Genomic DNA, 13628 nt, shown 5'->3' with positions numbered 1-13628 from the left:
TACAGTGTCTCGTTAAGTAGTCTCGTTTGTCGTATTGTCTTGAGCCGTTGCAGCTGTGTTATCGGTATCGGTTGTTTTTAACTCTTTTAACTCTTCTAGTTCATTTAATTTCGGCTCTAGAATAGGCAAGATATTGTTGTTAACGATAATCTCGTAGCCTTCTTTAGTCGGATGAATCGCATCTGCTTGGTTAAGCTCACGGTCACCGCCAACACCCTCTAAGAAAAACGGAATAAGCGTTAGATTCATGTCTTTGGCAATGCGAGGATAAATGGCTGAAAACGAGGCGACGTAATCACTGCCTAGATTGTCATAGATCGACATACCGCCTAAGATGACGACACTACCATTGTCTTGCAGGTGCTTAACCGCAGTACGAATATTGGCTTCAATGGTCGCTACATCGATACCGCGTATCGCATCGTTAGCACCAATAGTCAATATGGTGATGTCGGGTTTGGTTTGCGACACCCAGTCCAATCGATTGACCAATCCCGTACTGGTTTCACCGCTTAGACCTGAGTTGATAACCTTGGCATTAGCGTAGCCCATCTCTTGTAGACGATCTTCTAACTGAGCAGGATAGTTGTCGTCTTTGTCCACTCCCAGACCTTCTGTCAGAGAGTCACCAAGCGCTAAAATAGTAAGTGATGAGGATTTGACCTGTTGATCAGTTGTTGCTGCGGTTTCAGCTGCTACTGGAGCAGTGCTGGCTTGACTGTTAGTCGCTTCAGTACTGGTACTCTGCGTATCAGTAGCAGATGTGGTTTCAGCATCTTTCTGACAGCCACTGATAGCCATTACAGCTGCGAGCATGGCGATAGCAGGCAAGGGCTGAGCAAAACGAGAAGGGAAATTCATCATGGGTGTTATGTCCTATATGCAATCAAACCAAGGTATAGTCAAATCCTATCTAAATCAGATACGGTATCAGTCGGATGAATCGTCAGGCTCGCTCAGTCTACTATTGGTAGTACTGTCACTCACCTTCCTTTTATCCAGATTATATTGAGTATCCAGCTTATATTAAGTATCTAAGTTATATTGAACTGACTATAGCAAAATAAGACAGTGACCTATATTGCCCTAAGGTTAATTTAAAGCCGCTTTATTGCGCGTTAGCAATTATGGCCTTATGAATAACAAAGGCTTATAGCAATCAAATATATTTGCCATCGACCATCACTGGACGACTAACAAGCCAAGCAATCACGACGTTGACAATCATCAGTATCAGCATAATAAAAAGTGGCACACTCCAACTGCCCGTTGTTTCATGCAGCCAGCCTGTACCCAATGGTCCAAAAAACGCAATGACATAACCAACTGCTTGAGCCATACCAGACAGCTCGCTTGCCTGATTGGTCGTATAGGTACGCATAGAGAACAGCATCATGCTCAAGGTGAAAATCGCCGAACAGCCCATGCCCATCATGCCTGACCATAGCCATGCCAAGTCAGTCGATAGATAGCTGACACCCAATATACCAACGACGTTTAGCACAGCGGCGAACACTGCTAGCGCTTGGATGGGGCGGCCACGATTGACTAGCCAAGTTAAGCTTAAGATAGAGACTGGTGCCATAAACTGAAATACAGAACCCATTTGTCCAGCACTGACGGCAGATAGCCCTTTACTCACCCAAATCGATGGTAAAAAACTGGCAACGGTATAAAATAATAATGACTGTAATCCCATAAAAATAGCAATCTGCCACGCAAAGGTGGTTCGCCACATAGAGATATCAGAAGAACCTAACGCCGCAGGGATGATCGCTTGATGGTTAGATGAACCCAACCGTACACGTAAGAACAGCCAGATAACAAAGGCAAAAACACCTAGTATTGTCCAACCGCCTAATGCCCACTGCCAACCAACTTGCTCCGATAACGGTAGCACCACGCCTGCGACGATACCTGCTGCTGTGGTCATCGTAAGACTGAACAACCCTGTAATCAGCGGAATATGTTGCGGGGTACGCTGTTTAATGACCGGTGCTGCTAAAGTATTAGCGAAGCCGATGGCAAGGGTAAGCAACAAAGTACCAATTAAAAACCCACTCCACGTCGGGATAGCAGTACGGATAATCATCCCTACCGTTAACAGCCCAATCATGGCAATCAGTGTGTTTTCTAGTCCGAATCGCTTACCAATTGTTGGAGAAATCAGCGCACCTACAGCAAAGCTCAGCATAGGCACTGCCCCTAGCCAACCTATCTGAAATTCAGAGATATCAAGCGCGTCTTTTACCACTGGGGCGATAGAACCTAGTGCAACGATAGGTGCACGCATATTGGTGGCTAGTAGAACCATGGCACACAGTACCAACCAAAAGGTAAAGCGTGAGGAGGGCAGGCTAGATGAAGCAGATAGATTGGACGAGGTAGACATAGCAGCACAACGATGACAGCGAAAAAGAACACGTTATTAAACAGCGCCAAGAAATCGCCGCCTATAAAATAACACCAGAGAGCATTTACTCAGACACGTACCTAAACGGTAATCGATATCGTAAGTTAGACCGAAAAATATATGTAGCGCGTAAGACATACAATCTACTGAACTGACTTTGCTGAATTGGCAGGCAGCTTAGTCAAAATGTATGTGTGGTTACTTCGAGTTACGGCTATAGAACAGTGATAATAAGAGATGGCGATAATTAGTAATCTTAAATAAATAGTCTTATCGCACAATAAAAATAGCGCCAAGTCACTTTTGAATGACTTGACGCTATTATAAGAACATATGTCAGGTAAATGCTACCAGCGTATGGTAACCAATAGGCTATTAAACCGATTTACCCAATTGAGCAGCTCTCAATGCATTCTCTTGCTGTTCAGCGATTAGTGAATCGCACTTATTGGGATCATTGCCGCAAAACGAGCAATTTTCGTCGCCCATCAATTTGGCAACACCGCCACAAGATCCTCTAAGCGGCTTTTTTTTGACCATATAACCGACGCCCATAAAAATGAAGAATAGGACAAATACGGTGAAAGTAATGGCAAGCATAGGAAGCAGTTGGCTAAGCATAGAGGAAACCTCATTTTAAAAAATAGGGCAGTTATTAGTAGTGTTGTCTAAGTTCATGACAGCTAAGCACCGTTAATAACAACTGTATAATAGTATAGCAAATTTTAGTGCAGCTCGTTGTGCGTTAACGTATTCTCTTGTTTCACATCTATCACTTACCAGTGGCTTGTAGAGTATACCGTCTAGAGCTTAGAGAACGTTTAGAGCTTTTTATCAGCACGTAACGCTTTCATCGCTGGTGTCTGTACCACCTGCCAGTCGTCAATATCATCGGCAGTAGCTTCGTCAAATATATCGTCAGAACCCTTTGCTTTTACATCGTCAGCTAGTACCACAAACATAGCTGCTAGATTTTGCGTTTTAGCGACATTTAGTGCCTTGTGATAAGGCATCGCGGTAAGGGCAGTTGCCCACGCATCCGCCAATGCAACCGAATCAGCTGCGACAGTGACCGAAGGTGCGCCGCCTGCAATAGGGTTACCCGTTGTTGGATCGATAGTATGGCTATAGCGTTTGCCATCGAATATGACAGAGTTACGATAGTTACCAGAGGTCGCTAGATGCATCTGACTAGCCGTGTTTTTCGGCTGGCGAATAGCAGATATGGTTTGACGTTCGCTGACCGTGCTGCCTTCAATAGGGGCGTCAATCGCAATTTGCCATGGCTGCTGCTGGTTATTCACACCAGAGGTGGCAATTTCACCGCCAATCTCAACCATATAGTTACGAATTTGATAATCATCTCTCAACACATCAGCGATGACATCGACGCCATAACCTTTGGCCACAGCAGAGAAATCTAAACCAACGCCGTCTTTGGTTTTATAGATGGTGTTGTCTTTCTTTATGATGCTCTCAAAATCGACCAATGCTTTAGCTTGCGCAATCTCAACGGCAGTCGGTGGGCTTTGTAGGCGCTCGACTGTCATGGTGCTCCCAAAGCCCCATGTGTTTACGAGTGGCATAACGGTAGGGTCAAAGGCACCGCCAGATTGCTGATAGACAATTTGCGAGACATCTAGCACACGACTAAAATCAGCATCGATGGTGATAGGTTTGTCTTTGCCCAAACGATTGAATGTAGATATCGTCGAGTCGTTTTGATAAGTAGACATGCTATCGTTAATTTGTTTTAGGCGTTCGTCTACCGCAGCTTGTATGGCAGCTTCGTCCGCATCATCAGGCAACTGATAGCTAATATGATAGCTCGTCCCCATCGTCTCACCGATCAGATAGTTATAGTCTGGGGTTTGTTGGCAAGCGCTGAGACCCAAAGTACTGGCAAGACCAACGACGCCAACTAGGGTACGGTGTAGAGTTTTTTTGGAAGATAAGCAGTATATAGTGTTTTTCATAATATTTTCGGTATGGCGTAGAAATGAGTAGGGTGTAAAACAAGCCATGCTTATTTTACACCCCTTGAACCCAAAAATACTAATGAAGGCACCATTCAGCGACAATTCGTTCGGTTGAGTGGATTATTTTACTTGTGACTCACGTATGAGCTTATAGAGTTTTGGCGGAGAGACGCGGTTGACCCGTGTTGCCAGTTTTTCTTTGCGACCAGCGACGATAATATATTCTTCTTCCTTGGCGAGCGCCTTCACAACTTGTTTAGCAAACTCAGTCGCAGTTAGACCATTATTGGTTGCCTCATCCATCGTACCTTGTGCGCTACCGTCGCCAGTCAACGCGTTGATAGAGATATTAGTCTGAATAAACCCAGGGAATATCGTGGCTACTTCGATTCCTTGGTCATGTAGCTCAGCACGCAAACTGTTTGCCCACATATGCAGCGCTGCTTTGGCTGCTCCATAAGCGCCGCGATATTGTGTACCCAACAAACCTGCCACACTCGAGACCATCACTACTTTGCCGCCGCCTTGTGCAATCATATCAGGCAACGCAAGTCTGGTAAGACGCGTCTGAGCAAAGTAATCTATTTCCATGATTTGGCGTTCAACTTCTTCAGCCGTGTCCATGATGAGCGAACGCTGACTGATACCAGCATTATTGATGAGCCAGTCGATTTTTCCTGCCTGAGCTTTAGCAGTAGCATAAGCGGCTTTGGTTTGTTTGGCATCGCTAATATCAAAAGGAACAACGATATGTTTGTTAGCACGTTTGCAGCTATTTTTGACCACCTCTAACTTATCACTGTCACGTCCACTTAGAATTATTCTAGCCCCGCGTTTGGCGAAGGTAACGGCTAATGCTTGCCCAATACCGCTAGAAGCGCCTGTGATCCAAATGGTCAAATCTTTGTATTTCGTTTTCATAAGAGTCCTTTCTCAATGTTTAGATAGTCCATAATATAGGATAATAAAGCGACTCTACTAGCTAGATTTGTAGCCTATAAAGCCACAGTTATGTGTAAAAATCGCACAAAAAAAGAGCCTCAATTGAGACTCTTTTTTTATTCTTAGATTTGTGCTGTCAGATTAAGTCTCTAACTTAACCACCGAAATCATCAAGCATGATGTTTTCGTCTTCCACGCCCATGCTGTGTAGCATGTCGATTACGGCAGCGTTCATCATTGGTGGCCCACACATGTAGTATTCACAGTCTTCTGGGTTTGGATGATCTTTCAGATAGTTTTCGAGCAATACGTTATGGATAAAGCCTGTTGGACCTTCCCAGTTATCTTCTGGTAATGGGTCAGACAGTGCAACATGCCACTCAAAGTTATCGAATTCTTTTTCTAGCTGATCATAGTCTTCAACGTAGAACATCTCACGAATAGAACGAGCACCATACCAGAAGCTAATCTTACGGTCAGTATTCAAACGTTTGAGCTGATCAAAGATATGTGAGCGCATTGGAGCCATACCAGCACCACCACCAACAAAGATCATTTCAGCTTCGGTCTTCTTGGCAAAGAATTCACCATAAGGACCTGAAACCGTCACTTTGTCGCCAGGGACCAGACTAAACACCCATGAAGACATTTTGCCCGGTGGAATGCCGTCAGGACCACGTGGCGGTGGACTTGCGATACGGATGTTGAATTTGATGAGGCCTTTTTCTTCAGGGTAGTTGGCCATTGAGTAAGCACGGATAACGGGCTCATCAACTTTTGAGACATAGTTGAAGATACCGAATTTTTCCCAGTCTTCTCTATACTCTTCGTCAATCACAAAGTCTTTATAATGTACTTCATGCGGTGGCGCTTCAAGCTGCACATAACCACCAGCGCGGAAGTTTACTTCTTCGCCTTCTGGGATTTTTAGCACCAGCTCTTTAATGAAAGTGGCAACGTTATCGTTAGAGATAACTTCACACTCCCATTTCTGTACATCAAAGAACTCAGGATCAATCTCAATTTTCATGTCTTGCTTAACAGCTACCTGACAAGCTAAGCGCATGTGATTGCGGATTTCACCTTGGGTAAAATAGCCTTCTTCGGTGGGCAAAATAGAACCACCACCTTCAATAACGCGGCAACGACACTGCGCACAAGTACCACCACCACCACAAGCTGAAGATAAAAATATACCTTCGCCCGCTAGCGTTTGTAGTAGTTTGCCGCCAGCTGGTGTCACCACATCATTATCGGGATTATCATTAATATGGATAGTGACATCGCCTGAACTGACCAGTCTTGAGCGCGCCGCCAAAATAATAGCGACAAGGCCCATGATGATCAAGGTAAACATAGCAACGCCACCAATCGCCGTAGCGTAATCCATGGTAGGTATCCTTAATCTATGGGGTAGGGGTGTGGGGGCATAATCTATGCTGTACCCAAACCTCTACCGAATAAATGAATTAAATAAGTCAAATAGCTAATGAAAGCTTTGAGCTTAGCGGTTTAGATGGACATACCACCGAACGACATAAAGCCGAGCGACATAAGACCAACCGTGATAAAAGTAATACCAAGACCACGCAGCGGTGCTGGAATATCTGAGTATTTTAGCTTTTCACGGATACCCGCCAATGCTGTAATAGCAAGTGCCCAACCGAAGCCTGCACCCACACCATAGACAACAGATTCACCAAAGTTATAGTCACGCTCAACCATAAATAGTACACCACCCAAGATGGCACAGTTTACGGTGATTAGTGGTAAGAATACCCCAAGTGCGTTATATAGACTCGGTACAAACTTGTCCAAGAACATCTCTAGGATCTGTACGGTAGCTGCAATCAAACCGATATAACTTAGCAATCCTAAGAAGCTCAAGTCGATATCAGGGAAGCCTGCCCATGCCAGCGCACCATCTTTTAGGATGAACTGGAATAGTAAATTGTTTAGTGGAACGGTAATTGCCATTACGACAACAACCGCAACACCTAGACCAATCGCTGTAGAGACTTTTTTGGATACGGCCAAAAAAGTACACATGCCTAAGAAGTAGGCAAGCGCCATGTTCTCAATAAAGACTGAGGTTATAAATAAACTAACATAATGTCCCATTAGTGACCGCCTCCATGTGCCATGCCTTTAGACTGCGGCTTCATTACAAACTCAGCTTCTTCAACTTGTTCTGGTTTCCAGATACGGACAACAGCGATGAACAAACCGATGATAAAGAACGCTGATGGTGGTAACAGTAATAGACCGTTTGGTATGTACCAACCGCCATCAGTGACTGGCTGTAGAATCGTAATACCGAACCAAGTACCAGCACCCAATAGCTCACGGATAGTTGCAACGAATAGTAATACTGCTGAGTAACCAAGACCATTACCAATACCGTCTAAAAAGCTTGGGATTGGTGGGTTGCTCATAGCAAATGCTTCGGCACGGCCCATAACGATACAGTTAGTGATAATCAGACCAACAAAGACAGATAGACCTTTACTGACGTCATAAGCCACTGCTTTTAGTACCTGATCAACCAAGATAACCAACGAAGCAATAATCGTCATCTGTACGATGATACGAATGCTTGATGGAATCTGCTTACGGATAATAGAGATAAAAAAGCTTGAAAATGCCGTTACCAAGGTCAATGCCACACACATGACCATAGCGTTAGCCATGCTGGTGGTGACAGCCAATGCCGAACAGATACCAAGGATCTGTAGGGCAATTGGGTTATTATCAAAGATAGGCGTGGTTAAAATGCTTTTAGTGTCAGCCATGTTATGCCTCCTTGCCGTTTGCTACTGGTAGCTTGGCTGCCAATTCGGTTTTAGGTTGAGCTGCTGGCTTTGATTGATTTGCTTGCGTATCTGCACCTTCAACCGTTTGGCCGCTTTTTTCGCGTAGCGTATCTAGATAAGGCTTATAACCTTGCTCGCCTAACCAAAACTGAATCATGTTGCTGACGCCGCGGCTAGTCAATGTCGCACCGCTGATGCCATCAACCCAGTTTTCTTTTGGGTTACCAGCTTTGGTTACACCAGTAGCAACGTTACCATTCTCGTCATAAGACTCGATACCGCTCCACTTTGCACGCCATTCTGGCTCTTCGATACGAGCGCCAAGACCTGGGGTTTCTTTATGCTCGTAGAAACTGATACCTTTGATGGTATTCATATCACTTTCGAGCGTTAAGAAACCATAGATAGTGCCCCATAGACCGTAGCCCTGAATTGGCAATACAACCGTTTCTGGCTGACCTGCGTCATCATTTTTGACATAGACTTTGGCATATTTTGGCTTACGACCAATACCAGCAGGATCGTTGTCACCCAAGTCTTCACTTAAAGCTTGGTTTTTTGTTGCTTGACTGGCGTCATAAGCATTACGATCAGGGATGCCAGCAGTTTTTAGCGCATCGTCATCGAGATAAGTACCTTCGTTTAGATCAATGATTTTTACTTCAAAATCTTTAAAACGTTCGGCGACATCATCTGCTGTATCAGACTCAGCGTCATACATATCAGCCGCGACTAAGATGTTTTTGTTGCGGTCTAAACGTGCGTTTTCGACTTGCGCAGGCTTTAGACCAACAGCCACTGCTGAGACCAACACTGAACACACCAAGCATAGCGTCAAAGCCACACTGATGGTTTTCGCGTTATTACTTTTGGGCTTGGACATAGCGAACCCTCCGAGCGGTTTGGCGTTTGATATTTGCTTGAGTCACAAAGTAATCAAACAATGGAGCAAATAAGTTGGCGAATAGAATGGCCAGCATGATACCTTCTGGGAAAGCAGGGTTGATGACGCGAATCAATACGGTCATAAAACCAATCAAGATACCGTAAGCCCAGCGGCCTTTGTTTGTATGCGCAGCTGATACTGGATCAGTTGCCATAAATACAGCACCGAAAGCAAAGCCACCGATAACTAAGTGCCAGTAGAACGGCAAGCTCATCATCATGTTGTCTTCAGAGCCAATCATGTTGAACACAAGAGACGTAGCAATCAGACCGACCACACAACCTGCCATAATGCGCCAAGAAGCAATACGCGTCCATAGCAACACTGCAGCGCCCATTAGGATAGCTAGCGTCGATACTTCACCGATACTGCCTTGCATATTACCTAAGAATGCATCACTCCACGTGATGGCATTACCATAAACATCGACGAAGTCCTGAGGAACCACACCAAGGGCTGCAAGGCCAAGAGGCGTCGCACCTGAGAAACCGTCTACTGCTGTCCATACTGAGTCACCAGACATATAGGCTGGATAAGCAAAGTATAAGAATGCACGACCCGATAGGGCAGGATTAAGGAAGTTTTTACCAGTACCACCGAACACTTCTTTTGCGACAACCACACCGAAGATAATACCTAGGGCAACTTGCCATAAAGGAATATCAGGTGGTAGACATAATGCAAATAGAACAGAAGTCACAAAGAAACCTTCGTTGACTTCGTGTCCACGGACGACAGCAAAGATAATCTCACAAAGAATACCTACCGCAAACGTCACGATATAAATAGGCAAAAACTGCATCGCACCATAGACGAAACTTGCCCAGATACTGTCTGGGTTATAGCCTGCCATGCTAGTGATCACAGTACGCCAACCTTCTGGCTGCAAGCCAAGCTGAGCGATAGCGGTTAGTGCTTGATGACCAATATTGTACATACCCCAAAACATCGCTGGGAACGTACATAGCCATACGGTAATCATAATACGTTTCAGATCAATACCGTCACGTACATGCGATGATGCATAAGTGGTTGAGCTTGGTTGACGTAAGAACGTATCAAACATCTCAAAAATAGCGTAGTACTTTTCGTGTTTGCCGCCTTTGGTGAAAGATGGCTCCATACGATCGAACATATTGTGTAAAAATTTCATCGTGGTTAGCCCTCCAGCTCAATGCGCGTTAAGTTATCACGCAAAATATCACCGAATTCATATTTGCCAGGAGATACAAAGGTGCATAGTGCCAAATCTTCTTCGTCCAGTTCAAGCACACCCAAATCTACGGCGCTAATGATGTCTTCGACAATCAATGCACGTAGTAATTGAGTTGGTAGGTAATCTTGTGGCATGACTTCTTCATAGACACCGATTGGTACCATCGCTCGTGGTGAGCCGTTACTTGTGGTAGTAAAGTCGTATTTTTTGCCACCAAAAAACTGCGAAATATAGATAGGCAGTTTTGAGAAGCGGTTTTTACCTGGAGTAAAGAAGTGGAACGCAGGACGCTCACGGCCTTCAGTCAATACGCTGATCTGATTGTGAAAACGACCCAAATAGGCGATGTTTTCAAACACTTTGCGACCAGACAATACTGAACCTGAAATGATACGGTTCTCGCCAGCAGCCAGTTTACCTTTGGTCAATGCAGTAATATCAGCACCACGTTCAGTCATAACCAGATGCGGGTTAGTGACCGCAGGACCTGCTAAGCTCACCATGCGGCGCGTATATAGACGACCTGTCGTAAACAATTTACCGATGGCGATCACGTCTTGATAACCAATCGTCCATACGGTTACACCGCGGCTGATAGGATGCAAAAAGTGAATGTGCGTACCAGCAAGACCAGCTGGATGCTTACCAGCAAAACCATGATACTCAGTGACGTTATTCGCTGCAGTTTTTGCAACTGGCGTCAGTTGGGTATCGCCATGATGGCAGACAAAGGTCTTTGGACTAAGCGTAGATAATACAGCAAGTCCATCATTGAACGCTTGTAGCTGCTCATTGATCACAAGCATCGGGTCAAAGGCAAGTGGATTGGTATCCATTGCTGTGACAAAGATCGCATGTGGACGAGCACCGATTTCGGGTGCGCGGCTATAAGGACGCGTACGGAACGCGGTCCATTCGCCAGAGGCAATCAGTTGGGTTTCAACGACTTCAGAGTCTAGGTCAGCAAGCTGCTGTGAGTCATAGCGCTCAAAGTCTACTTCTTCACCATTTGGGTCGACCGCAATCACAAGACTCTCAAACACTCGACGTTCGCCACGTTTAACAGCGACGACCTTACCGGCAGCAGGGGCAGTGTAGATCACGCCAACACGTTTTTTGTCTTCATAAACGGGCTGACCTTTGGCTACAATGTCACCTTCTTTGACATTCATAGTGGGCTTCATACCCACATAATCATAGCCAACAAGTGCTACATGTGTCGGTTGGTGCTCAGATATCTCGCGGGAGGGTTCACCAGTGATGGGCAAATCCAAACCTTTTTTGATGGTAATCATAAGCGAAAACTTAGTCCATAGTCTAAAACGATACCAGACGTCCTGTTTGGTATATCGGTAGCATGAACATTTGTATCACTCAATAAAGCCTTCAATCGTCTATTTCCTTTATTGTGAAATAGGGATGAAAGCTCTGTGAAGACAATACATGATCATAACTACTAGTAAGAGTATTAACGCTGACCTTAGACTCCTTAACAACACGTTAATGTCTTATTCGAATTACCAAAGTGGCGACTGGCTACCAAGGTGTATGCTAAAACCGTTTCATCGAAATCAATCGCTACAGCGCATGGCTAAAAGAGACTGGTTTAAATACAAATGGCTTTATCACACGTTTCATTGAAATTTAAAACTTGTAACACCAGTATGTTTGACCATCTCTCGCTCACTAATACCGTCTAAAAGTATTCAATAGAATAAGAGTGTGGCCAAATAACGATCTATTAAGGTAGATGATATACTGGTTAAAAGACAAACTAGCTAAGCAACTGATAAGCAAACCTCACTTATTATAAGCTGCTATAGTTTTAATCGTAACGGTTTTAATATAGTTAGCTAGTGATAGGGACTTGCAAGACATCTAATTAAGGTTAAATACCGCAGAATCGATGGTTTAGAGACTATTGGTTGAGATTTTTTCAGATAGTCCTTTTTAGCAATTTCTTAGCCAATATTTTATTGGCGTATTGAGCGATTGCTTGATCCATCCTGATCACCATGCTGTATTAGTGAGTTGTAACAACTCAACAAAAAGCGTAACACCTGGTTACTATCACATAGAAACAAATAAAAATTTACCTAGGATTATACGCTAAATTGACCTAAAATTGCCAGTCAGTAATAGAATTTAACGATTGTTGGTAGTGATTCTACGTACTAAAACTTATGGTTATGATTGTCTAGTTTCTGTCTTTCTTATTTATATTTAAACAGATTGCTAACTTAGCGATGTCTTGGTTTTCGATCTGTTCATAATTTATGCTACTTTTAAGCAGCGTTTTCTCTCGTTATTTGACGCTTCAATAACGTTTCATTCTCAAAACTTCAATTTACTAAATTTATTGCCAATCTTGTGCTTTATAAGGAATGCTATATGTGTGCTGTGCCCGTCATTATCCCGGCTATTGATTTAAAAGATGGTAAGTGTGTACGTTTAAAACAAGGCCGTATGGAAGATGATACGGTGTTCTCTGATGACCCAGTTGCTATGGCAGCGCGTTGGGTAGATGAAGGCGCGCGTCGCTTACATTTGGTCGATTTGAATGGTGCTTTTGATGGCGTGCCAGTACATAGACAAGTGGTCAATGATATTACCAAAGCCTACCCGAACCTGCCTATTCAATTGGGCGGCGGTGTACGTAACATGAACACTATCGAGCAGTATATTACCGCAGGTTTGACGTATATCATTATCGGTACAAAAGCTGTTGAAGATCCTGATTTCGTCGCGGAAGCTTGTCGCGAATTTGCAGGGCACATCATCGTCGGTATCGATGCCAAAGACGGTATGGTAGCCACTCATGGCTGGGCAAACGTGACAGACACCAAGGCGACTGAGCTTGCTAGGCGCTTTGCAGACGTCGGTGTGTCATCAATCGTTTATACTGACATCGCCCGCGATGGAATGATGCAAGGCGTCAACGTTGAACAAACTGTTAATTTGGCGCGTGAAGGCGGATTACCTGTGATTGCATCAGGTGGCGTTACTGACATGAAAGATATCGAGCTGCTAAAGCCTTACGGTGACTGTATCGAAGGTATCATCACTGGTCGTGCTATCTATGAAGGCACGCTGAACTTAAGCGAAGCGCAGCTTTACTTAGATAGCTAAATAAATCAAAAATTAGTCGGTTAAAACCAGACAGCTAATTATCAGCAACAAGTTAAGCGAGAAAAACCCGTAAAAAATAAAGGATGCTTATGGCCACTTACATTGACCGTCCAATAATACGCAGTTCTATAAAAGCGTGGGGTCAAATGGTGTTGCTACTAAGCATCCTTTTTGCGTTTTCAGCGCATGC

The 13628-nt window shown here is 44.3% G+C and carries 12 protein-coding genes; 1 reads left to right on the top strand and 11 read right to left on the bottom strand.

The window, feature by feature from the left end:
• Positions 1 to 12: 12 nt before the first annotated feature.
• The 11 genes from ACS8FA_RS14805 to ACS8FA_RS14755 all read right to left on the bottom strand — a co-directional run bounded on the left by ACS8FA_RS14805 (position 13) and on the right by ACS8FA_RS14755 (position 11604).
• Positions 13 to 864: an arylesterase gene (locus ACS8FA_RS14805; RefSeq protein WP_439264697.1), complete on the bottom strand. Its 852-nt coding sequence runs from the start codon at positions 862 to 864 to the stop codon at positions 13 to 15.
• 295 nt (positions 865 to 1159) lie between these two features.
• Entirely contained in the window at positions 1160 to 2392 is a 1233-nt protein-coding gene (locus ACS8FA_RS14800; RefSeq protein ID WP_439264699.1) for an MFS transporter, read from the bottom strand.
• 396 nt (positions 2393 to 2788) lie between these two features.
• Positions 2789 to 3034, bottom strand: a complete 246-nt coding sequence (nqrM, locus tag ACS8FA_RS14795; RefSeq protein ID WP_057762175.1) for a (Na+)-NQR maturation NqrM — start codon at positions 3032 to 3034, stop codon at positions 2789 to 2791.
• Positions 3035 to 3234: 200 nt separating this feature from the next.
• On the bottom strand, positions 3235 to 4389 hold the full coding sequence (locus tag ACS8FA_RS14790) for an FAD:protein FMN transferase (RefSeq protein ID WP_439264701.1): 1155 nt from the start codon (positions 4387 to 4389) through the stop codon (positions 3235 to 3237).
• 123 nt (positions 4390 to 4512) lie between these two features.
• Positions 4513 to 5313 (bottom strand): SDR family oxidoreductase, encoded by an 801-nt coding sequence (locus ACS8FA_RS14785; RefSeq protein ID WP_439264703.1) that lies wholly within the window; start codon positions 5311 to 5313, stop codon positions 4513 to 4515.
• Positions 5314 to 5488: 175 nt separating this feature from the next.
• Positions 5489 to 6724: an NADH:ubiquinone reductase (Na(+)-transporting) subunit F gene (gene nqrF / locus ACS8FA_RS14780; RefSeq protein ID WP_439264705.1), complete on the bottom strand. Its 1236-nt coding sequence runs from the start codon at positions 6722 to 6724 to the stop codon at positions 5489 to 5491.
• Positions 6725 to 6846: 122 nt separating this feature from the next.
• On the bottom strand, positions 6847 to 7455 hold the full coding sequence (gene nqrE / locus ACS8FA_RS14775) for an NADH:ubiquinone reductase (Na(+)-transporting) subunit E (RefSeq protein ID WP_011281361.1): 609 nt from the start codon (positions 7453 to 7455) through the stop codon (positions 6847 to 6849).
• Positions 7455 to 8126 (bottom strand): NADH:ubiquinone reductase (Na(+)-transporting) subunit D, encoded by a 672-nt coding sequence (locus tag ACS8FA_RS14770; RefSeq protein ID WP_057762168.1) that lies wholly within the window; start codon positions 8124 to 8126, stop codon positions 7455 to 7457. Before ACS8FA_RS14770 ends, nqrE begins: the two co-directional genes overlap by 1 nt.
• A 1-nt stretch (position 8127) precedes the next feature.
• Positions 8128 to 9030 (bottom strand): Na(+)-translocating NADH-quinone reductase subunit C, encoded by a 903-nt coding sequence (locus ACS8FA_RS14765; protein ID WP_057762167.1) that lies wholly within the window; start codon positions 9028 to 9030, stop codon positions 8128 to 8130.
• Positions 9011 to 10246 (bottom strand): NADH:ubiquinone reductase (Na(+)-transporting) subunit B, encoded by a 1236-nt coding sequence (locus ACS8FA_RS14760; protein ID WP_057762164.1) that lies wholly within the window; start codon positions 10244 to 10246, stop codon positions 9011 to 9013. Before ACS8FA_RS14760 ends, ACS8FA_RS14765 begins: the two co-directional genes overlap by 20 nt.
• A 5-nt stretch (positions 10247 to 10251) precedes the next feature.
• Positions 10252 to 11604, bottom strand: a complete 1353-nt coding sequence (locus tag ACS8FA_RS14755; RefSeq protein ID WP_165598636.1) for a Na(+)-translocating NADH-quinone reductase subunit A — start codon at positions 11602 to 11604, stop codon at positions 10252 to 10254.
• 1096 nt (positions 11605 to 12700) lie between these two features.
• Here ACS8FA_RS14755 and hisA point away from each other — a divergent pair.
• Positions 12701 to 13438, top strand: a complete 738-nt coding sequence (hisA, locus tag ACS8FA_RS14750) for a 1-(5-phosphoribosyl)-5-[(5-phosphoribosylamino)methylideneamino]imidazole-4-carboxamide isomerase (RefSeq protein ID WP_439264709.1) — start codon at positions 12701 to 12703, stop codon at positions 13436 to 13438.
• Positions 13439 to 13628: the final 190 nt, after the last annotated feature.

Source organism: Psychrobacter sp. 1Y1 (genome assembly GCF_051847395.2).
Taxonomy (GTDB): domain Bacteria; phylum Pseudomonadota; class Gammaproteobacteria; order Pseudomonadales; family Moraxellaceae; genus Psychrobacter.
The sequence above is the reverse complement of the archived record's forward strand: the minus strand, read 5'-3'. Positions and strand labels throughout refer to the sequence as shown.